This is a genomic window from Streptomyces sp. NPDC001927 (assembly GCF_053594455.1).
This window is the reverse complement of record NZ_JBSFEN010000004.1, coordinates 586,374-605,992: the sequence shown is the minus strand read 5'-3', so window position 1 is coordinate 605,992 and position 19,619 is coordinate 586,374. Positions and strand designations below refer to the sequence as shown.

The window sequence follows — 19,619 nt, the reverse complement described above, 5'->3', positions numbered from 1 at the left end:
CTCTGCCGCCGGTCGGTCACCTCACCGACCGGCGGTCAACTTTCGCTCCTGCGCCCCAAGTTAGGCCGCCTGCTCCGCGACCGCGCCGCGCCCCGCACCCTCCGCCGCCACCAGCCGCTCCCGCCCCGCGTCCTTGGCCCACCACTTGCGCGCGCCCGGCTTCCGGGACTCGTACCCCAGCTGCCACTGGACGCCCTTGCAGATCAGCTCCTTGACCAGCGCGCCCGTACGGCCGCCCACGTACTGCTTCTTCACCGTGTCGTCGCGCTCCGCGAGCTGGAGGAGTCCCGCGCGCCGGCCGATGCTGAGGCACTGGCTGACGAACCCCACCTCGACGTCCGCCGGGCGCTCGCCCGCGATCCGGCTGAGGACCGTCTCGGCGGCCTGCGGGCCGAGCTGCATCGCGGCCTGGCAGCTCATGCGGTACGGAAGACCCGACGGCGCCGCCGCGTCGCCCGCCGCCACGACGCGCTCGTCGTCCACGCTGGTGAGGGTCTCGTCCGTGAGCAGCCGGCCCAGGGAGTCGGTGCTCAGGCCGCTGCGCGCGGCCAGGTCCGGCACGGTGAACCCGGCGGTCCAGACGGTCACCGCGCTCGCCACCTCCCGCCCGTCGGCAAGCCGCACCGCGTCCCGGGTCACCTCCGCCGCCTTCGCGCCGGGCCCCTCGACGACCGTCACCCCGAGCCGGGCGAGGCGCTTGGCGACCGCGCGCCGCCCGCGCGGGTGCAGGGACGGGGCGAGGGCCTCGCCGCAGACCAGGGTCACCTTCCGGCCCACCTCCGCCAGCTCGGCCGCGGTCTCGATGCCGGTCGCCCCGCCGCCCACCACGGTGAGCGGGGCCGGAGCGGGCGCGGCCTCGACGGCGTCCCGCAGCCGCCGCGCCTCCTCCCACCCGCCGAGCGGGTACGCGAACTCCGCGGCCCCCGGCACCCGCGCCTCGGCGCTCCCGCTGCCGACCGCGTAGACCAGGTAGTCGTAGCCGACCGTCTCCCCGGACGTCAGCGCCAGGCTCCGCCCGGCCACGTCGATGTCGGCGACGGTGTCCACGACCAGCCGGACCTCGGCGGCGAGGAGCTTGCCGTACTCCACGACCCCGTCGTGCGAACCGCCCACGTACTGGTGCAGCCGGATCCGGTCGACGAACGACGACCTCGGGTTCACCAGCGTCACGGCCACGCCCTCGCGCCCCGTGAGCCGGTTGGCCGCCATGACTCCGGCGTACCCGCCACCGATCACAACCACCGCCGTGTTCCCAGCCATGATGACTCCCTCGTCGTCGCGCTCCGGTGAGCGCTCTGGTGAGCTTGGAAAGCCCCGCTCACCCTCTAGACACCGGCGGGCCGCCGGATGTGACATGTGGGGGCCGCTGCGGGCCGATGTGAGCCGGATCACGTGACGCCGTGCAGCGATCCGGTAACCGGATAGTGCTCCGTTATGCTCGTGGCAAGGGCGGACCAAGGGGGTCGGAGCGGGTCGGAGTGAAAGGGCAGGCGGACATGATCAGCGCGAAGGACCCCAGGGCGGCGGCCGACGTCCCCCTGCTGCCCACCGTCGGACGGGCCGTGCCCGAGCGTGCCGACGCCGCGCGGAACCGCCGGAAGATCCTCGACGCCGCCGCCCGGATCGTCGCCGAGGCCGGGCCCGGCGGGGTCACCATGAACCAGGTCGCGCACGCCAGCGGCATCGGCGTCGGCACCGTCTACCGCCGCTTCGGCGACGTCTCCCAGCTCCTCTGGGCGCTCCTGGACGACCGCGAGGTGCAGTTCCAGGAGGCCTACATGGGCGGCCCGCCGCCCCTCGGACCCGGCGCCCCCGCCGACGAGCGGCTGCGCGCCTTCCTCGACGCGCTCGTCGACCGGGTCATCGAGCAGCGCGAACTCCTGCTCGCCGCCCAGGCCGCCGCGCCCAGCGCGACCTACACCAGCGGCGCGTACCTCGCCATGCACACGCACGTGGCCATGCTGCTCGGCCGGCTCCGGCCCGGGACCGACAGCGCGCTCCTCGCCCACATGCTGCTCGCCCCGTTCACCCCGAGCCTCATGAACCACCTCACCGCCGAGCGCGAACTCACCGCCGACCAGCTCAAGTCCGGGGTCGATGCCCTCCTCAACCTGGGGAACCCGGAGAGCCCTAAGGGCCCTTAGGGGTCACCAGCGCCGCCAACCCGTCCAGCACCCGCGCGAGCCCGAACCCGTACGCGTACTCAGGGCTGTACATCCCCTCGTACGCCACCGCCGCCGCCTCCCCCACCCGCGCCGCCAGCGGGAACCGTTCCGCGTCGAACATCCGCTCAAGCAGCGGCGCGTGGGCGTCCCACCACTCGTGGTCGGACATCGCGCTCTCCCGGTCCACCGCCCGCGCGTCCAGCTCCGTACGGGCCGCGGACTGGACGAAGCCGAGCAGGTGCGTCAGGGCCGAGTCCCGCGTCACGTCGTCGAGCCCAAGCCCCTCGAACGCGCCCAGCTCGTGCTCGTACTTCGCCATCACCCCGGGCCCGAGCGGCGGCCGGTGGACGCGGAGCTCCGCGAGCCAGGGGTGGCCGAGGTAGAGCGCGCGGTTCGCGTCGGCGACCGCCGTCACCCGCTCCCGCCACGGCACCTCCGGCGCGAACGGCGCCCGCTCCATCGCCAGGAAGACCTGGTCCAGCATCAGGTCGAGCAGCTCGGCCTTGCCGGGGACGTACGTGTACAGCGTCATCGGGGTCACCCCGAGGCGCTGCGCCACCGCGCGCATGGAGAGCGCGTCGAGGCCGCCCTCGTCGGCGAGGGCGACGGCCGCGTCGACGACGGCGTCCACCGTCAGCCCCTGCCGCGGCCCGCGGCGGCCCGCCGGGACGCTCACAGTGTCCCGCCACAGCAGCTCGAGCGTCCGCGCGGGATCCCCCGCCCCGCTGCTCCGTTCCTTCGCCATGGCACCCATTCTCGCAGGTCAGGAGGGTGTCCCTCAATTATCCCATTACTTTGTACGCTGTATAGAGTAACGTGTCGGGGGTACGGGACCACTATCGGAGGGCGCATCCCATGACCACCCCCGCCGCAGCGGACAACCACCACGTCATCCAGGTCCGCGGAGCCCGCGAGAACAACCTGCGGAACGTCGACATCGACCTCCCCAAGCGCCGCCTCACCGTCTTCACCGGCGTCTCCGGCTCCGGAAAGTCCTCGCTCGTCTTCGGCACCATCGCCGCCGAGTCCCAGCGCCTGATCAACGAGACCTACAGCGCCTTCCTCCAGTCCTTCATGCCGGCCCTCGGCCGCCCGGACGTCGACGGACTGCACAACCTCAGCGCGGCGATCGTCGTCGACCAGGAGCGGATGGGCGCCAACTCCCGCTCCACGGTGGGCACGGCGACCGACGCGTACACGATGCTCCGGATCGTCTTCAGCCGCCTCGGCACCCCGCACATCGGCACCTCCGGCGCGTTCAGCTTCAACCTGCCCGAGGGCATGTGCCCGCGCTGCGAGGGCGCGGGCCAGGTCTCCGACATCGACGTGGACGAGCTGGTCGACCGCACCAAGTCCCTCAACGAGGGCGCGATCACCGTCCCGGGCTACGCCGTCGACTCCTGGATGTGGCAGGTCATGGCCCACTCCGGGTTCTACGACCCCGACAAGAAGCTCGCGGACTTCACCGAGCAGGAGTGGGAGGACTTCCTCCACAAGCCGTCCTGCAAGGTGAAGGTCGGCAGCAACAACTTCACCTACGAGGGCCTCGTGGTGAAGCTCCAGCGGACCGTCCTCGTCAAGGACCGGGACGCCATGCAGGCCCACATCCGCGCTTTCGTGGACCGGGCCGTCGTCTTCCGCACCTGCCCCGAGTGCGAGGGCAGCCGCCTCACCAAGGCCGCGCTGTCCTCCCGTATCGACGGGGTCAACATCGCCGAGTGCTCGGCGATGCAGATCAGCGACCTGGCCGGCTTCGTCCGCCGGATCGAGGACCCGTCCGTCGCCCCGCTCCTCGCCGGACTGCGCGAACTGCTCGACTCGCTCGTCGAGATCGGCCTCGGCTATCTGAGCCTGGACCGGGCCTCCGGCACGCTCTCCGGCGGCGAGGCGCAGCGCGTGAAGATGGTGCGCCACCTCGGCTCCTCCCTCACCGACGTCACGTACGTCTTCGACGAACCGACCATCGGTCTGCACCCGCACGACATCGCCCGCATGAACGACCTGCTGCTGCGGCTGCGCGACAAGGGCAACACCGTCCTCGTCGTGGAGCACAAGCCGGAGGTCATCGAGATCGCCGACCACGTCGTCGACCTCGGCCCGCGCGCCGGTTCGAACGGCGGCGAGATCTGCTACTCCGGCGACGTGCCCGGCCTGCGCACCTCCGGGACGCTGACCGGCGAGCACCTCTCCCACCGGGCGAAGCTCCGCCCCGAGGTACGGCCCCGCACGGGCGCGCTCTCCATCACGGACGCGACGCAGCACAACCTCCGGAACGTGAGCGTCGAGATCCCCACCGGCGTCCTGACCGTCGTCACGGGCGTCGCCGGCTCCGGCAAGTCCTCCCTCATCCACGGCAACCTGCCCGGCCGCGAGGGCGTGGTCGTCGCCGACCAGTCCCCGATCCGCGGCTCACGCCGCTCGAACCCGGCCACGTACACGGGCCTCCTGAACCCCATCCGTACCGCCTTCGCCAAGGCCAACGGCGTCAAGGCGGCGCTCTTCAGCGCCAATTCGGAGGGCGCCTGCCCGAAGTGCAACGGCCTCGGCCTCGTCTACACCGACCTGGCGATGATGGCGGGCGTCGCCTCGGTCTGCGAGGAGTGCGAGGGGAAGCGGTTCACGAGCGAGGTGCTCTCCTACACCCTCGACGGCAAGAACATCCACGAGGTCCTGTCGATGTCGATCGAGGAGGCGTACGACTTCTTCACCGCCAAGGGCCAGGCGCGGACGATCCTCGGCCGCCTGAAGGACGTCGGCCTCGGCTACCTCCGCCTCGGCCAGCCCCTCAACACCCTCTCGGGCGGCGAGCGGCAGCGGCTGAAGCTGGCGATCCACATGGCCGAGAAGGGCGCGATCTACGTCCTCGACGAGCCGACCACCGGCCTCCACCTCGCCGACGTCGACCAGCTCCTCGCCCTCCTCGACCGCCTGGTCGAGGCCGGCAACACGGTCGTCGTCATCGAGCACCACCAGGCGGTCATGGCCCACGCCGACTGGCTCGTCGACCTCGGCCCGGGCGCGGGCCACGACGGCGGCCGGATCGTCTTCGAGGGCACGCCGTCGGAGCTGGTGGAGAAGGGCGAGACGCTGACGGCTCGGCATTTGCGGGAGTACGTGGGCGGGTAAGCGGTCAGTGGGCCGCAGGGGCCTGGTCCGGCAGGCGGGTGTCGACCACCGTCCACCCCATGGAACCGTCTGGACCGCCCCCGCTCCCACCCCGCACCATCGCCCCATGGCGACCTTCCTTCTCCTCCACGGCTTCCAGAACCACCGTCCCCCGGGCCACTGGCACCACTGGCTCGCGGGGCGGCTCGCCGAGCGCGGGCACGAGGTGCGGTACCCGCAGCTGCCCGAGCCGGACGCGCCGGTCCTGGCGGAGTGGCTGGACGCCCTACGGGAGAACCTGCACCGCCCGGGCGACGGCGGCGAGTTCGTCGTCGTCGCCCACAGCCTGTCCGTGCTCCTCTGGCTGCGGGCCGCCGCCCTCGACCCGGAGGGGCTCGACGTCGACCGGGTCCTGCTCGTCGCCCCGCCGTCGCCCGCCGTGACGGCGTCGATCCCCGAGATCGCCGCCTTCGCGGAGGGGCTCGACCTCGGCTCCGTACGACTCAAGGCGCCGGCCCGGCTCGTCTACGCGGCCGGGGACCCGTACTGCCCCGAGGGCGCCGACGTCCCCTACGGCATCCCGCTCGGCCTCGACATGGACGTCGTCCCGGGCGGCGCGCACCTGACTCCGGACTCGGGGTACGGGCAGTGGCCCTCGCTCCTCCAGTGGTGCGAGACCCCGACGACGAGGCTCGTGCCCCGGTAGGGTCGGCCGGATGTTCCCGGAGACCGAAGCACACGAAGAGGGCCTGCTCGACGTCGGTGACGGCAACCGCGTCCACTACTCGGTCGGGGGCAACCCGGCCGGGAAGCCCGCCCTGTACGTCCACGGCGGCCCCGGCACCGGGGCCCGCCCGAGCGCCCGGCGCGTCTTCGACCCGGAGAAGTACCGGACCGTCCTCTTCGACCAGCGCGGCTGCGGCCGCTCGCTCCCGCACGCGAGCGACCCGGCCGCCGACATGTCCGTGAACACCACCGCGCACCTCGTCGCGGACATGGAGCGGCTGCGCGAGCACCTCGGCATCGACCGCTGGCTCCTGTACGGCGGCTCCTGGGGCTCCACCCTGATCCTGGCGTACGCCGAGGCCCACCCCGAGCGCGTCTCGGAGATCGTGATCGTCTCCGTCACGACGACCCGCCGCTCGGAGATCGCCTGGCTCTACGAGGGCGCCGGGGCGTTCTTCCCCGAGGCGCACGAGCGGTTCCGCGCCGGGGCCGGCGGGGCGGCGACGGACGGGGCGGCCGAGCTCGTCCCCGCGTACGCCCGCCTCATGGAGGACCCGGACCGTTCCGTACGGGAGAAGGCGGCGGCGGACTGGTGCGCCTGGGAGGACGCGGTGCTCTCCATGGAGGGCATGGGCACCCCGTACACCGACCGGGTCGACGACGCCCGGCTCGCCTTCGTCCGGATCTGCGCCCACTACTTCGCCCACGGGGCCTGGCTGGAGGAGGGCGCCCTGATCCGCGACGCGCACCGCCTCGCGGGCATCCCGGGCGTCCTGATCCACGGCCGCCGGGACATGGGCGGACCGCTGACCACGGCCTGGGAACTGGCCCGCGCCTGGCCGGACGCGGAGCTCCACGTGGTCGAACGCGCCGGCCACCTCGGCGGCGAGGAGACCCGCGCCCTCATCCTCTCCGCCCTGGCGCGCTTCGCGGAGACGGAGAAGTGACCCGTCACCCACCCGGGGGAACAGCTCCCGGCCCCCTCCTGGCCGCCCCCACCTCCTCCTAGAGTGGCGAGCCATGAGGTGGCTCCGCAGGGCAGCAGCAGTCGAGAACGCCGTCGTCGCCGGGCAGATGCGCGGCTTCTTCAAGGGGCTGTCGGCCGAGACCAGGAAGAATCCCCGGCTGGTGGCCCAGGCGTACGGCGAGCACCTCTTCCACCGGCGGCGGCGCACGCTCGTGGACGAGAAGCGCTTCGCGGCCTCCCGTTTCCACGTCGGCATCGGCGTCGGCGCCGACGACTTCGCCCACCTGACCAAGCGGGCCGTCCTCGTCACGGACACGCTCCTGCTCTCCCACAACGGGGCGGGCCGCAGCCACCACGTGAGGCGGCTCTCGAACCGGGACTCGTACATTCCCCGGACCGAGGAGGAGGACCGCATGGGCATCCTGCCCAGCGGGCACAGCACGACGGAAGACCTGCTCATGCTCTGCCCGGACCTGGACCGCCTGGGCAGCTGGCTGCTGCAGACCGAGCCGCTGCTGCGCGCGGGATGCGCCTGGTACCTGCCCACGTACTCGGTCTCCCGGCACACCACGAGCCACGGGTACGGCGGTGAGCCGATCGACCCCGTCTACGAGTCGCACGACGGCCCGGTCACCCACTCGGACATCCCCGGCCTCCTCGACTTCGCGGCCACCGGACGCCGGGTCGTCGCCCAGAGCCACACCCCCGCGGCGGTCAGCCGGCTGGTGATCCCGGTCATCGAGGAACTGGAGCTGCCGTTCATCGACGGCATCTCCCTGGAGACCTTCAGCGAGATCACCGTCGGCGAGTTCGACTCCTACCGGGCCAATCGCGGCTGGCTGCGCATGGAGCTGACCAACCTCGCCGGCGCGCTCGACGCCGAACAGCGCGAGGTGGAGGTGATGAAGATCGGCCTCCGGATGGCGGACGGAGTCCGGGGCATGCAGGCCCAGATGAACCAGGTCCGCCGCAAGCGGGCCGTGTCCGTGACCGGCGCGGTCGTCGGTACGGTCACCGCCAGCCTCGTCGCCGTCTACGGCCCCGCCCTCCAGTCGGCGCTCACCGCCGTCGTCGGCGGGGCGGCGGGCGGGCTGTGGGGCGCGTTCCAGGCGGGGGCCGACAACAGCCCGCGAACGCTCCGCGAGAACTCCTGGTACTACGTCTGGACGCTCTCCCGCGCCGCCGACCGAAACCCGTGACCGCGCCGCGACGGCGACCGTACGGCTCACCGGTCGTGCGGCGCCCGGTCCTCGGCGCGATCATCGGGGCATGACCACCGAGATCCACCTCGCCCAGCAGCCCGAGGCCGACGAACTCCTCGGCCGTTCCCCGCTCGCCGCGCTCGTCGGGATGCTGCTCGACCAGCAGGTGCCCATGGAGTGGGCGTTCTCCGGGCCGTACACGATCGCGCAGCGGCTCGGCGCGGACGATCTCGACGCCGGGCAGATCGCCGCGTACGACCCCGAGGCCTTCGGCGCGCTGCTCTCCGAGAAGCCCGCCGTGCACCGCTACCCGGGGTCGATGGCCAAGCGGATCCAGCAGCTGTGCCAGTTCCTCGTCGACGAGTACGGCGGTGACGCCGAGGCCGTCTGGGCGGACGCGAAGAGCGGCAAGGAGCTGCTCGCCCGGCTGAAGGCGCTGCCCGGTTTCGGGGTGCAGAAGGCGCAGATCTTCCTGGCGCTGCTCGGCAAGCAGTACGGCGTACGGCCCACGGGCTGGCGCGAGGCGGCGGGGGCGTACGGCGACCAGGGCTCGTACCGTTCGGCGGCCGACATCACGGGGCCCGAGTCGCTGGCGAAGGTACGGGCCTTCAAGCAGGAGGCCAAGCGCGCGGCGAAGGCGGCCAAAGCGGCGAATGATCCCAAATCATCGGGGAATTGATCGTTCCGGATGTCAATCCTGCTAAATCAGACATGAATTGTGCCGAACCTGTTCACAGAAGGCGTCGGAGATCGCTAACTTCCCTTCAACCTCGTTCGCACCGGGAAGGACCTCTGTGAACGCATCCTCTCGCAGAGCCGCGGCCACCCTGGCCGCAGCCGCACTCGCCACCCCGCTCCTGCTGGCCGCCGCTTCCCCCGCCACCGCCAAGCACGACCCCGCGGCCAAGCCCGCACGGGACGCCGCGAAGCTGGCCAAGGAGCTCGTCCGCGAGACCTCCGCACAGGGCGCCTACAAGCACCTGCAGAAGTTCCAGGCCATAGCCGACTCGGCCGGCGGTCACCGCGCGGCCGGCTCGCTCGGGCACGACGCCTCCGCGGCGTACGTGTACCAGCAGCTCAAGAAGGCCGGCTACAACGTCTCGTACCAGAAGTTCACCTTCCTCTACACGCAGACGCTGGCCGAGAAGGCCTCCGTGCTCTCGCCGGCCCCGCGCGACGTCACCATCTCGGCCATGACGTACACGAAGTCGACGCCGGTCGGCGGCATCAAGGCCGACCTCGTGGCCGCCCCCGTCGACGCCGACGGCACGAACGGCTGCGAGCCGGGCGACTTCGCGGCGGGCGCCTTCACCGGCAAGCTCGCGCTCGTCAAGCGCGGCGGCTGCACCTTCGCCGCCAAGCAGGCGAACGCGGCGGCCGCCGGCGCGGTCGGCGCGATCATCTACAACAACACCGAAGGCGCGCTCTCCGGCACCCTCGGCGACCAGGCCTCCGCCAAGATCCCGACCGGCGGCATCACCCAGGCCGAGGGCGAGAAGCTCGTCGCCGACCTGGCGAAGGGCCCGGTGAACCTCTCCTTCGAGATCCGCCAGCTCCAGGAGAACCGCACCACCAACAACGTCATCGCGGAGACCAAGGGCGGCAACGCCGCCAACACCGTGATGCTCGGCGCGCACCTCGACTCGGTGACCGCCGGACCCGGCATCAACGACAACGGCTCCGGCTCCGCCGGCCTCCTCCAGGCCGCCCTGGAGCTCGCCGAGTCGAAGGACAAGGTCCGCAACAAGGTCCGCTTCGCCTGGTGGTCGGCGGAGGAGAACGGGCTGCTCGGCTCCGAGCACTACGTCGCGAACATGAGCGAGCTGGACAAGAAGGAAGTCAAGCTCTACCTCAACTTCGACATGATCGCCTCGCCGAACTACGGCCTGTTCGTCTACGACGGCGACAACTCCGACGGCGTCGGCGCGGGCGCGGGCCCGGAGGGCTCCGCCCAACTGGAGCGGGACATCACCGACTTCATGGACAAGCGCGGCCTCCCGCACGAGGGCACCGACTTCACGGGCCGCTCGGACTACGGGCCGTTCATCGAGATCGGCATCCCCTCCGGCGGCACGTTCACCGGCGCCGAGGGCGTCAAGACGGCCGCGCAGGCGGCGAAGTTCGGCGGTACGGCCGGAGTCGCGTACGACGTGAACTACCACGCGGCCGGTGACAACCTCTCGAACATCAACATGAAGGCCTTCGACGCCAACATCGACGTCATCGCCAACGCCGTGGGCACCTACGCCCACGACATCAGCTCCCTCAAGCGCCCGGTCACCACGGTCCCGACGGAGGGCGACGCCGGCAGCGGCGGCGGCCTCCACGACGGCCACGACCACGAGGTGACGGAGTAGCACGTACGGCCATAAGGGCCCGGTCCCCTCACGGGGGCCGGGCCTTCGGGCTTCCGCAACCGGTACGCCTACCGCTTCCGGCGCGCGGTCCCGAAGATCGACCGGCTGATCTCCCGCCCCAGCTGCGTCCCGATGGACCGCGCCAGCGACTTGAAGATCCCGCTCCCCACCACCTGCTCCGCGAGCGACGCGTCCTCCTTCTTCCTCGAAGAGGCAGGCGTCGCCTTCTCAGCCTTGGCCGCCTCCGCCTCCTCCGCGGCCCGCACCGCCGCGGCCTCCGCCGCCTGCTGCTCCGCCGTCAGCTTCTCGTACGCCGACTCCCGGTCGACCGCCTCCGCGTACCGCCCCCAGAGCAGCGACCCCTTGACCGCCGCCTCGAGCGCGGCCGCGTCGATCGGCCCCATCAGGGACTCCGGCGCCCGCAGCCGCGTGGCCGCGACCGGCGTCGGCGCACCGGTCTCACTGAGCACCGTGATCACGGCCTCGCCCGTCCCAAGCCCGGTCAGAACCTCCTCCAGGTCGTAGGGGGAGTTCGGGAACGTCCGTACCGTCGCCTTCAGCGCCTTCGCGTCGTCCGGGGTGAACGCCCGCAGCGCGTGCTGCACCCGGTTGCCGAGCTGCGCGAGCACGTCCCCCGGCACGTCCTTCGGAGTCTGTGTCACGAAGAAGACCCCGACGCCCTTGGAGCGGATGAGCCGTACCGTCTGCGTGATCGACTCCAGGAACGCCTTCGACGCCCCGTTGAAGAGCAGATGCGCCTCGTCGAAGAAGAAGACCAGCTTCGGCTTGTCCAGGTCCCCGACCTCCGGCAGGTCGCCGTACAGATCGGCCAGCATCCACATCAGGAACGTCGAGAAGAGCTGCGGCTTGTCTTGCACCGCGGGCAGTTCCAGTACGGAGACCGTCCCGCGCCCGTCCGCGGCGGTCCGCAGGAACTCGCTCGTGTCGAACTCCGGCTCCCCGAAGAACCCCCCGGCGCCCGCCTGCTCGAACGCGGTGATCGCCCGCAGGATCACCCCGGCCGTCACGGTCGAGAGCCCGCCGATCCCCTTCAGCTCGGGCTTGCCCACGTCCGACACGAGGAAGGCGACCACCGCCCGCAGATCCTTCAGGTCCACCAGCTCCAGACCCTTCTGGTCCGCGTAGTGGAAGATCAGCCCGAGCGACTGCTCCTGCGTCTGGTTGAGCTGGAGCACCTTCGACAGCAGGACGGGCCCGAAGCTGGTCACCGTGGCCCGTACGGGAATCCCCGGACCGACCCCGCCGAGCCCGTAGAACTCGCACGGGAAACCGGTCGCCACCCACTCCTGCCCTACCTGGCCCGCGCGTTCCCGGACCTTCTCGCCGTCGGCGCCCGGCGCCGAGATCCCCGAGACGTCGCCCTTGATGTCGGCGAGGAAGACCGGCACCCCGTTCGCGGACAGCTGCTCGGCGATGAGCTGGAGCGTCTTCGTCTTGCCGGTGCCGGTCGCGCCGGCGACCAGACCGTGCCGGTTGAGCATCGGCAGCGGGATGCGGATACGCGCGTCCGGGTGACATTCCCCGTCCCACAGCAAGGCGCCCAGTTCCAGCGCGGGTCCCGAGAAGGCGTACCCCGCCGCGATCTCGCCGGTCGGAGACTGCTCGCTGACGCTCATGACAGGACCTCTAGTTCCCGAATTGTCACGGATTGCCCCAGCATCCCACCGGCTCCGCGTGGCTGCGCCGGGAGCCGCTCGCCCGGTAGGCTTTCCGTGTGATCTTCAAGCGCATCGGAAACGGCCGGCCGTACCCCGACCACGGCCGGGAAAGCACCCGGCAGTGGGCGGACGTCGCCCCGCGCCCGGTCCGCCTCGATCAGCTGGTCACCACCAAGGGCCAGCTGGACCTGGAGACGCTGCTCGCCGAGGACTCGACCTTCTACGGCGACCTCTTCGCGCACGTCGTGAAGTGGCGCGGCGACCTCTACCTCGAGGACGGGCTGCACCGCGCCGTGCGCGCGGCGCTCCAGCAGCGACAGGTGCTGCACGCCCGCGTCCTGGAGATGGACTGACGCCAAGGGCGTCCCTCCAGCGGACGCCAAGGGGTCCCTACAGCGGACACCATGGGGTCCCCGCAGCGCCCGGCTGATCCAATCGGGGGCTCGACCCGCCCATCCGGACGCGATCACATGATCTTCCGGTATCCAACCCTGGGCACCGGCATTACGCTGCGTCCATGAGCATGCTCACTCCCCCAGGAATGGGCGGAAAGTACCGCATCACGGGGGACAAGTACCCGCGCATGCGCCGCCCCCGCCACCGGCGCAGGATCGTCCTGGCGGCCGGAGCCGCCGTGGTCGTGCTCGGCGCCGCCGGGTGGGGAACGCTGCAGCTCGTCGACGTCTTTTCCGGCGGCAGCGCGGACGAGACCAGGACGACGGCCGGCCGAGCCGCCGACTGCAAGCCGGCCGTCCCGAAGGCGACGGGCACGCCCGTGGCCGCCTTCCCCAAGCCCGCGCAGATCACCGTCAACGTCTACAACGCGACCCCGCGCAGCGGCCTCGCGAAGTCGACCGCCGACGAGCTGAAGAAGCGCGGCTTCGTCATCGGCAAGGTCGGCAACGCCCCGGCCGCGTACGACAAGAAGGTCCCCGGCGCCGGGATACTGCTCGGCGGCCCGGGCGCGACGAAGGGCGCGTTCCCCGTCCTCGGCACCCAACTCAAGGGCGCCACGACGAAGACGGACCCCCGCGCGACGGCGGACGTGGACCTGATCATCGGCACGGCCTTCAAGTCCCTGGACCCGAAAGCAACGGCGGACGCGGCTCTGTTGGCTCTGAACAAGCCCAAGCCCGCGCCCGCCGCGAAGTGCTGAGTACCCGCCGACCCTAGTCGGCGGTGCCGTACATGCGGTCGCCCGCGTCGCCGAGGCCCGGGACGATGTAGCCGTGCTCGTTGAGGCGCTCGTCGACCGAGGCCGTCACGACGGTCACCGGCGTGCCCGCCAGCTCGCGCTCCATGATCTCGACGCCCTCCGGGGCGGCGAGCAGCACGACGGCGGTGACGTCGTCGGCGCCGCGCTTGATCAGCTCGCGGATCGCCGCGACGAGCGTGCCGCCGGTCGCCAGCATCGGGTCGAGGACGTACACCTGGCGGCCCGAGAGGTCCTCCGGCATCCGCGTCGCGTAGGTCGACGCCTCGAGCGTCTCCTCGTTGCGGATCATGCCGAGGAAGCCGACCTCGGCGGTCGGGAGGAGCCGGACCATGCCGTCGAGCATGCCGAGACCGGCGCGGAGGATCGGGACCACCAGCGGCCGCGGGTACGACAGCTTCACACCGGTCGTCGGCGTGACGGGGGTCTCGATGTCGACCTGCTCCGTGCGCACGTCCCTGGTGGCCTCGTAGGCGAGCAGGGTGACCAGCTCGTCGGCGAGCCGGCGGAAGGTCGGGGAGTCCGTGCGCTTGTCGCGCAGCGTGGTGAGCTTGTGGGCGACCAGCGGGTGATCGACGACGTGGAGACGCATGACTCCAACAGTAGCCCGCACTGGCATCAACCCACGCCGTGGAGGGAAGGTGGGGGCAAGGACCCAGTCGTGGGGTGGTGGCCCATGCCAGATCCGGAAGACCCGGCGAACGTACGGAGCGGTGAGACGCCGCCCGAGACGGACGCGGAGCGCCGCAGGCGCCGCGCCCAGTTCCTGCGCGAGCTGCACGAGGCGAAGGCGCTGCGCGACCGCGTGCAGCCCCGGCGCGCGCGGGCGGCCCGGATGCGTCAGCAGATGCGGATGAGGACCTTCCGCTGGTGACGGCGAGGGCGCCCGGCATCACGCGCGCGCCGCCCGTGCGCCGGGGCCGTGCGCCGGGAAAGTGCGCCGGGTTCGCACGCCCACCGTCGGCGTGTCGTTCAGACTGATGCACGACGCAAGAGCCGAAGACCTCTCCTGAAGCCGCTGTTTCTGCCACGATGCCGATTGGGCGGGGCACTCAGGAGCGCACCGCCGGATCGTCAATCCTCTGATCAGTGGGAGAGTCACGGTGTACTTCGCCGCACTGCTCGCGCGCACCGAAGACGGGTGGAAAGCGAGCGACACAGAGCTCGACGATGTGGAGACCCTGTCCGATCTGGTCGACATGGCCCGCGAGGCCTCGGTCGACGACGACACGGTGATCGTCTTCATCGAGCAGGAGGACGCCTGGTTCGGCGTGCTCAGGATCGAGGGCGAGGACGACCCTCGCATCTACGTCTCGGACGGGGCGGCCGCCGCCCGCTCCTCGTACGGGGAGATCCTGACCAAGGAGATCCTCGGGGACGACCTGGACGACGCCGACACCCTGGACGACCTGAACCTCGACGGTACGGAAGACGGCGAGCCGCTCGACCGCGACGACGAGGACGAGGAGGCCGGTGCGTCCGCCGACGCCGTACCCGCCGAGCCGGTCGGCGACCGGCTGCTCCTCGCGGACCTCGGCATGTCCGAGAGCCAGCTCCAGGAGCTCGACAGCGACGCGCTCGGCGAGATCGCGGACGCGCTGGGCGCCTCGGACGTGCTGGAGACCGTCCGCTAGTGACCGAAGCAGTACCCGACCCGGTACCCGCCCCCGACCCCGTACCCACCCCGACCCCCGCCGCCGCCGATCCCGTACGGGATCCCTGGCGGGAGCCCATGCGGCGCGCGCTCGCCGAGGCCGACCGGGCCGCGCTGGCCGGTGACGTACCGGTCGGCGCGGTCGTGCTGTCCCCGGACGGCACGGTCCTCGCCGTCGGCCACAACGAGCGCGAGGCGACGGGCGACCCGACCGCCCACGCCGAGGTCCTGGCCCTGCGCCGGGCCGCGGCGGCGACCGGCGAGTGGCGGCTGACCGGCTGCACGCTCGTCGTGACCCTGGAGCCCTGCGTGATGTGCGCCGGCGCACTCGTGCAGTCCAGGGTCGACCGGCTGGTGTTCGGCGCGCTCGACGAGAAGGCGGGCGCGACCGGTTCACTCTGGGACCTGGTCCGGGACCGCCGCCTCAACCACCGTCCCGAGGTGATCCAGGGCGTCCTCGCCGAGGAGTGCTCCGCCCAGCTCACGACCTTCTTCCGAACCCGCTGACAGCGCTGCCGACAGGACTGCCGAACGGACCGCTGACCCACCCGCTGACCTGCGGATCGATACGGATTTCATCGCAGCGGCATGTTTGGGCTAAGCTCTCTCTCGGTAGCGTGTCCGAGCGGCCGAAGGAGCTCGCCTCGAAAGCGAGTGTGGCGCAAGTCACCGAGGGTTCAAATCCCTCCGCTACCGCTTCGATCGAAGGGCCCGGTGCATCGCACCGGGCCCTTCGGCGTATCCGCCCACCCTCCGCTCCATGCGCTGCCGCAGCACGCCGCCGTACGCCGCCGTACGACAGAAGGCCCCGACCACGTGTGTGCGCGTGGTCGGGGCCTTCTTCGTCGGACGGGGGGAGCGGCATCGGGGGGACAAGCCGCTCCCCCCGATGAGAACCGGTCCTGCAAGTCCAGCGCCGCAGTCAGGGGGGAAGCTCGCGGCGCGGACCCCGCAGTGAGGGCCGGTTCCTCGGCCCGTCGGATTCCTGCCAGATCCTCCGGGCTCGACATCCATACTGCTCTGCCGTCACCCTTCCGGGGGGCGGCAAAAGGCCCCGATTCCCGGGCCCTTGGTCCATAAAGGCGCGGTGAAGTGGCTGAAGTGGCTCCGTTAGACTCACGCCTCCACGCAGGGGTCGCAGACAGGGGAGGGCGCGGCAGATGGCGCAAGCGAAGAAGGTCGCGCTGTACGCGGTGGTGGTCTTCGTGCTCTACACGATCATCAATTCCCCGGACAGGGCCGCCGATCTCGTCCAGGTAGGGTTCGAGGGCATATCGTCCGCCGCACAGGGCGTCGGCGAGTTCATGACCGAACTCGTCAACTAGAACCACCGACGAGGAGTCCTGCTGTGATCCGCCATCTGGTCCTGTTCAAGCTCAACGAGGGCATCGCGAAGGACGACCCGCGCGCCCTGGCCGCCGCCGAGGCGTTCGACGGGCTCGAGAAGGAGATCCCGGAGCTGGCGTTCTGGGAGTGCGGCTGGAACATCAGCGGGCGCCCGATCGCGTACGACTTCGCCATCAACTCGGCCGTCGAGGACCCCGATGCGCTCCAGCGCTACCTGGAGCACCCCGCCCACCAGGCGGGCGTCGCCCTGTGGCGTGAGATCGCCACGTGGGTGATCGCGGACTACACGTACTAGAGCGCGCGCCTCGGTCCGCTCCGGCCCGGTTTCCGGAAGGCCCCCCGCCGTCACGGCGGGGGGCCTTCCGGCTGTTGGCATCTGCCGCGACGCCGTCAACACGTGGTTATGCGGTGCTTGCACACAGTGGACATGTCTTGTGATGCTATGACCGCTTTTGACGGATGAGTTGACCGTAGTTGACCAGCAAAAGGGGTGGCGTGAACGTGCCGGCCAGTACAGCGCCTCAGGTCCCGCCCCAGAACGAGGCCGGTGGCCCGGACACCGCGCGCCCCCGGCCGGAGAACCAGCGGCCGGCGAACGCCCGGCCAGAATCCCAGCGGCCGGCGAACCAAGGGCCAGAAGGCCGGCAGCCGGAGAACCAGCGGTCAGAGAGCCGGCAGCCGGAGACTCAGCAGCCACAGAGCACCAAGCCCCACCAACCTCACCAACCCCAGCCCCACCGCCCCCAGAGCACCCGCCCCCCGAGCACCCGCGGCGCCGACACCCGCGCCCTGACCCAGGTGCTCTTCGGGCAGCTCAAGGAGCTTGAGCCGGGCACCCCCGAACACGACCACGTACGCGGGGCGCTGATCGAGGCCAACCTCCCGCTCGTGCGGTACGCGGCCGCCCGCTTCCGCTCCCGCAACGAGCCGATGGAGGACGTCGTCCAGGTCGGCACCATCGGGCTCATCAACGCCATCGACCGCTTCGACCCGGACCGGGGCGTGCAGTTCCCGACCTTCGCGATGCCCACCGTCGTCGGCGAGATCAAGCGGTACTTCCGCGACAACGTCCGCACCGTGCACGTACCGCGCCGGCTCCACGAACTCTGGGTTCAGGTCAACGGCGCCACCGAGGACCTCACCACCGCCCACGGCCGCTCCCCCACCACCGCGGAGATCGCCGAGCGCCTGAAGATCGGCGAGGACGAGGTGCTGGCCTGCATCGAGGCCGGCCGTTCGTACCACGCCACCTCCCTGGAGGCGGCCCAGGAGGGCGACGGACTGCCCGGCCTCCTCGACCGGCTCGGCTACGAGGACCCGGCCCTCGCCGGCGTCGAACACCGCGACCTCGTACGGCATCTGCTCGTCCAGCTGCCCGAGCGCGAGCAGCGCATCCTGATGCTGCGCTACTACAGCAACCTGACGCAGTCCCAGATCAGTCAGGAACTCGGCGTCTCACAGATGCATGTGTCAAGGCTCCTCGCCCGGAGCTTCGCCCGTTTGAGATCCGCAAACAGGATCGAAGCGTAGCTGGAACGGGTAGACCGGTTCGGAGCAGTTCTACGGCACCCCAAATGCCGTACACCCCTTGTTTCCTGCGGATATTCACCCACGCCATGTCGACAAGTCACTACAGCGTGTTGCCGACATGTGACATTCTGCTGGAACCGCGTTTGCCGCAGCCCCGCCTCCGGTATTCAGGTGGAGGCTGCGTTCCTCCGATGGTCGTGGCCGCCGCGACCGTCCGCGACCTCAAGGGGGTGGCATGTCCGCAGAACAGGGCAGCTCGAAGGTGCTCACGCTCACGCCCGCGGCGACGCCGGAGACGATGTCCGAGTCGATGGCCGAGTCGGCGTCCGGCTCGATGCCCGTCTCCATGCCCGACTCGATGGCCGTCTCGATGCCCGTCCAGCCGTCCGCGGAGACCGTCGAGGCCCCCGCGCCGATCGTCGTCACGCCGGAAGCCATCGACACCCGCACGCTCTCCCGCTCCCTCTTCCTCCGGCTGCGCGCCCTCGACGACGACGGCGCGGCGGCGGACAGCCCCGAGCGGACGTACGTCCGCGACACCCTGATCGAGCTCAACCTCCCCCTCGTCCGTTACGCGGCGGCCCGCTTCCGCTCTCGCAACGAGCCGATGGAGGACATCGTCCAGGTCGGCACCATCGGCCTGATCAAGGCGATCGACCGCTTCGACTGCGAACGCGGCGTGGAGTTCCCGACGTTCGCGATGCCGACCGTCGTCGGCGAGATCAAGCGCTTCTTCCGCGACACCTCCTGGTCGGTCCGCGTCCCGCGCCGGCTCCAGGAGCTGCGCCTCGCCCTCACCAAGGCCAGCGACGAGCTCGCCCAGAAGCTCGACCGCTCCCCGACCGTCCCCGAACTCGCCGCCGTCCTGGGCGTGTCCGAGGAGGACGTCGTCGACGGCCTCGCGGTCGGCAACGCGTACACCGCCTCCTCGCTCGACTCCCCGTCCCCGGAGGACGACGGCGGCGAGGGCTCCCTCGCGGACCGCCTCGGCTACGAGGACACGGCCCTGGAGGGCGTCGAGTACCGCGAGTCCCTGAAGCCCCTCCTCGCCAAACTCCCGCCCCGCGAGCGGCAGATCATCATGCTGCGGTTCTTCGCCAACATGACCCAGTCGCAGATCGGCGAGGAGGTCGGCATCTCCCAGATGCACGTCTCGCGCCTCCTGACGCGGACGCTGGCACAGCTCCGCCAGGGCCTGATCGCCGACTGACGGCGGTACGGCCAGGGCCTTGCTCCAGCCCACATCAGGGAAATTGGGGATTCGCATTCCCAACTGACACCCCGTCAGCAAGACTGCCGCCATGCGGCGACAGAGGTCACTCCTGACAGTGGTCGCGCTCTGCCTGGGCGGAGCGCTGACCGCGTGCGGCAGCGGTAACGACGAGCAGGGTTACGCGGCGGTCGGCGCGGGCTCCTCCCCGAAGGGCGCGGTCGCCCCGTCGGGATCGGTCGCCCTGATCCCCCTGGACGGCACACCGTCCCCGACGACGAGCGGCACGACATCGAGCACGACGTCCCCGTCTCCCCGCCAGCCGGGCACGACACCGGCGCCGTCTTCGAGTTCGTCTTCGAGTTCGTCTTCGTCTTCGGGGAGTACGGCCCCGGGTACGACGCCCCCTCCGGCCGCGCCCCCGGGCAAGCCGGCAACAACCCCACCCCGCACGGCAACGGCCC

Annotated in this window: 21 protein-coding genes and 1 tRNA gene; 17 read left to right on the top strand and 5 right to left on the bottom strand. The window is 71.1% G+C overall.

Annotated elements, in window-relative coordinates; all coding sequences use genetic code 11:
- Positions 1-60: 60 nt before the first annotated feature.
- Positions 61-1,260, bottom strand: a complete 1,200-nt coding sequence (locus ACWCO8_RS13405) for an NAD(P)/FAD-dependent oxidoreductase (protein ID WP_451032327.1) — start codon at positions 1,258-1,260, stop codon at positions 61-63.
- A 236-nt stretch (positions 1,261-1,496) separates the two neighbouring features.
- Here ACWCO8_RS13405 and ACWCO8_RS13400 point away from each other — a divergent pair, with 236 nt between their 5' ends.
- Positions 1,497-2,144 carry a TetR/AcrR family transcriptional regulator gene (locus ACWCO8_RS13400; protein ID WP_451032326.1) on the top strand — a complete coding sequence of 216 codons (648 nt, stop codon included), beginning with the start codon at positions 1,497-1,499 and terminating at the stop codon, positions 2,142-2,144.
- Here the strand turns inward: ACWCO8_RS13400 and ACWCO8_RS13395 are convergent.
- Positions 2,131-2,910, bottom strand: a complete 780-nt coding sequence (locus ACWCO8_RS13395) for a TetR/AcrR family transcriptional regulator (protein WP_451032325.1) — start codon at positions 2,908-2,910, stop codon at positions 2,131-2,133. The two genes, ACWCO8_RS13400 and ACWCO8_RS13395, sit on opposite strands and share 14 nt — an antisense overlap.
- A gap of 110 nt (positions 2,911-3,020) precedes the next feature.
- Between ACWCO8_RS13395 and ACWCO8_RS13390 the strand changes: the two genes are divergently transcribed.
- From ACWCO8_RS13390 to ACWCO8_RS13365, 6 genes are all read left to right on the top strand, one after another.
- Positions 3,021-5,291 carry an ATP-binding cassette domain-containing protein gene (locus ACWCO8_RS13390; RefSeq protein ID WP_451032324.1) on the top strand — a complete coding sequence of 757 codons (2,271 nt, stop codon included), beginning with the start codon at positions 3,021-3,023 and terminating at the stop codon, positions 5,289-5,291.
- 106 nt (positions 5,292-5,397) lie between these two features.
- On the top strand, positions 5,398-5,976 hold the full coding sequence (locus ACWCO8_RS13385; protein ID WP_451032323.1) for an RBBP9/YdeN family alpha/beta hydrolase: 579 nt from the start codon (positions 5,398-5,400) through the stop codon (positions 5,974-5,976).
- A 10-nt stretch (positions 5,977-5,986) separates the two neighbouring features.
- Positions 5,987-6,943, top strand: coding sequence for a prolyl aminopeptidase (gene pip, locus ACWCO8_RS13380; RefSeq protein WP_451032322.1), 957 nt, complete (start codon positions 5,987-5,989; stop codon positions 6,941-6,943).
- A gap of 73 nt (positions 6,944-7,016) precedes the next feature.
- Positions 7,017-8,162, top strand: coding sequence for a hypothetical protein (locus tag ACWCO8_RS13375; RefSeq protein WP_451032321.1), 1,146 nt, complete (start codon positions 7,017-7,019; stop codon positions 8,160-8,162).
- A 70-nt stretch (positions 8,163-8,232) separates the two neighbouring features.
- Entirely contained in the window at positions 8,233-8,844 is a 612-nt protein-coding gene (locus ACWCO8_RS13370) for an HhH-GPD-type base excision DNA repair protein (protein WP_362015416.1), read from the top strand.
- A gap of 115 nt (positions 8,845-8,959) precedes the next feature.
- A complete protein-coding gene (locus tag ACWCO8_RS13365; protein WP_451032320.1) occupies positions 8,960-10,522 on the top strand; it encodes a M28 family metallopeptidase in 1,563 nt (520 codons plus the stop codon).
- Between the two features lie 68 nt (positions 10,523-10,590).
- On the opposite strand, the gene ACWCO8_RS13360 is transcribed toward ACWCO8_RS13365, so the two are convergent.
- Positions 10,591-12,159 (bottom strand): helicase HerA-like domain-containing protein, encoded by a 1,569-nt coding sequence (locus ACWCO8_RS13360; protein WP_451032319.1) that lies wholly within the window; start codon positions 12,157-12,159, stop codon positions 10,591-10,593.
- 98 nt (positions 12,160-12,257) lie between these two features.
- Here ACWCO8_RS13360 and ACWCO8_RS13355 point away from each other — a divergent pair, with 98 nt between their 5' ends.
- Positions 12,258-12,554 (top strand): type II toxin-antitoxin system VapB family antitoxin, encoded by a 297-nt coding sequence (locus ACWCO8_RS13355; protein WP_009067182.1) that lies wholly within the window; start codon positions 12,258-12,260, stop codon positions 12,552-12,554.
- A 164-nt stretch (positions 12,555-12,718) separates the two neighbouring features.
- Positions 12,719-13,357: a LytR C-terminal domain-containing protein gene (locus ACWCO8_RS13350; RefSeq protein WP_451032318.1), complete on the top strand. Its 639-nt coding sequence runs from the start codon at positions 12,719-12,721 to the stop codon at positions 13,355-13,357.
- 13 nt (positions 13,358-13,370) lie between these two features.
- On the opposite strand, the gene upp is transcribed toward ACWCO8_RS13350, so the two are convergent.
- Positions 13,371-14,006: a uracil phosphoribosyltransferase gene (gene upp / locus ACWCO8_RS13345; protein WP_361435637.1), complete on the bottom strand. Its 636-nt coding sequence runs from the start codon at positions 14,004-14,006 to the stop codon at positions 13,371-13,373.
- Positions 14,007-14,090: 84 nt separating this feature from the next.
- On the opposite strand from upp, the gene ACWCO8_RS13340 reads away from it, so the two are divergent.
- The 8 genes from ACWCO8_RS13340 to ACWCO8_RS13305 all read left to right on the top strand — a co-directional run bounded on the left by ACWCO8_RS13340 (position 14,091) and on the right by ACWCO8_RS13305 (position 19,155).
- Complete coding sequence (locus tag ACWCO8_RS13340; protein ID WP_451032317.1) at positions 14,091-14,288, top strand: hypothetical protein; 198 nt, start codon at positions 14,091-14,093, stop codon at positions 14,286-14,288.
- Positions 14,289-14,517: 229 nt separating this feature from the next.
- A complete protein-coding gene (locus ACWCO8_RS13335) occupies positions 14,518-15,048 on the top strand; it encodes a tRNA adenosine deaminase-associated protein (RefSeq protein ID WP_362015402.1) in 531 nt (176 codons plus the stop codon).
- Positions 15,048-15,575 (top strand): tRNA adenosine(34) deaminase TadA, encoded by a 528-nt coding sequence (tadA, locus tag ACWCO8_RS13330; RefSeq protein ID WP_451032316.1) that lies wholly within the window; start codon positions 15,048-15,050, stop codon positions 15,573-15,575. Before ACWCO8_RS13335 ends, tadA begins: the two co-directional genes overlap by 1 nt.
- A gap of 104 nt (positions 15,576-15,679) precedes the next feature.
- Positions 15,680-15,764 (top strand) — tRNA-Ser (locus ACWCO8_RS13325).
- A 464-nt stretch (positions 15,765-16,228) separates the two neighbouring features.
- Positions 16,229-16,393 (top strand): hypothetical protein, encoded by a 165-nt coding sequence (locus ACWCO8_RS13320; protein ID WP_355110869.1) that lies wholly within the window; start codon positions 16,229-16,231, stop codon positions 16,391-16,393.
- Between the two features lie 23 nt (positions 16,394-16,416).
- Positions 16,417-16,710 carry a Dabb family protein gene (locus ACWCO8_RS13315; RefSeq protein ID WP_362015400.1) on the top strand — a complete coding sequence of 98 codons (294 nt, stop codon included), beginning with the start codon at positions 16,417-16,419 and terminating at the stop codon, positions 16,708-16,710.
- A gap of 200 nt (positions 16,711-16,910) precedes the next feature.
- The gene (locus ACWCO8_RS13310; RefSeq protein ID WP_451032315.1) at positions 16,911-17,945 is read left to right on the top strand and encodes a SigB/SigF/SigG family RNA polymerase sigma factor; all 1,035 of its coding nucleotides are present in this window, start codon (positions 16,911-16,913) and stop codon (positions 17,943-17,945) included.
- Positions 17,946-18,180: 235 nt separating this feature from the next.
- Positions 18,181-19,155 carry an RNA polymerase sigma factor SigF gene (locus ACWCO8_RS13305; RefSeq protein ID WP_451032314.1) on the top strand — a complete coding sequence of 325 codons (975 nt, stop codon included), beginning with the start codon at positions 18,181-18,183 and terminating at the stop codon, positions 19,153-19,155.
- A gap of 180 nt (positions 19,156-19,335) precedes the next feature.
- On the opposite strand, the gene ACWCO8_RS13300 is transcribed toward ACWCO8_RS13305, so the two are convergent.
- On the bottom strand, positions 19,336-19,584 hold the full coding sequence (locus ACWCO8_RS13300; protein ID WP_451032313.1) for a hypothetical protein: 249 nt from the start codon (positions 19,582-19,584) through the stop codon (positions 19,336-19,338).
- Positions 19,585-19,619 lie beyond the last annotated feature (35 nt).

Bases quoted from the DNA above. Each gene is read 5' to 3' on its own strand.
- ACWCO8_RS13370 (WP_362015416.1), top strand. From the start codon at position 8,233: ATGACCACCGAGATCCACCTCGCCCAGCAGCCCGAGGCCGACGAACTC.
- ACWCO8_RS13390 (WP_451032324.1), top strand. From the start codon at position 3,021: ATGACCACCCCCGCCGCAGCGGACAACCACCACGTCATCCAGGTCCGC.
- ACWCO8_RS13395 (WP_451032325.1), bottom strand. From the start codon at position 2,910: ATGGCGAAGGAACGGAGCAGCGGGGCGGGGGATCCCGCGCGGACGCTC.
- ACWCO8_RS13385 (WP_451032323.1), top strand. From the start codon at position 5,398: ATGGCGACCTTCCTTCTCCTCCACGGCTTCCAGAACCACCGTCCCCCG.
- ACWCO8_RS13400 (WP_451032326.1), top strand. From the start codon at position 1,497: ATGATCAGCGCGAAGGACCCCAGGGCGGCGGCCGACGTCCCCCTGCTG.
- pip (WP_451032322.1), top strand. From the start codon at position 5,987: ATGTTCCCGGAGACCGAAGCACACGAAGAGGGCCTGCTCGACGTCGGT.
- ACWCO8_RS13405 (WP_451032327.1), bottom strand. From the start codon at position 1,260: ATGGCTGGGAACACGGCGGTGGTTGTGATCGGTGGCGGGTACGCCGGA.
- ACWCO8_RS13320 (WP_355110869.1), top strand. From the start codon at position 16,229: ATGGCGCAAGCGAAGAAGGTCGCGCTGTACGCGGTGGTGGTCTTCGTG.
- ACWCO8_RS13350 (WP_451032318.1), top strand. From the start codon at position 12,719: ATGAGCATGCTCACTCCCCCAGGAATGGGCGGAAAGTACCGCATCACG.
- ACWCO8_RS13360 (WP_451032319.1), bottom strand. From the start codon at position 12,159: ATGAGCGTCAGCGAGCAGTCTCCGACCGGCGAGATCGCGGCGGGGTAC.
- ACWCO8_RS13375 (WP_451032321.1), top strand. From the start codon at position 7,017: ATGAGGTGGCTCCGCAGGGCAGCAGCAGTCGAGAACGCCGTCGTCGCC.
- ACWCO8_RS13340 (WP_451032317.1), top strand. From the start codon at position 14,091: ATGCCAGATCCGGAAGACCCGGCGAACGTACGGAGCGGTGAGACGCCG.
- ACWCO8_RS13305 (WP_451032314.1), top strand. From the start codon at position 18,181: ATGTCCGCAGAACAGGGCAGCTCGAAGGTGCTCACGCTCACGCCCGCG.
- upp (WP_361435637.1), bottom strand. From the start codon at position 14,006: ATGCGTCTCCACGTCGTCGATCACCCGCTGGTCGCCCACAAGCTCACC.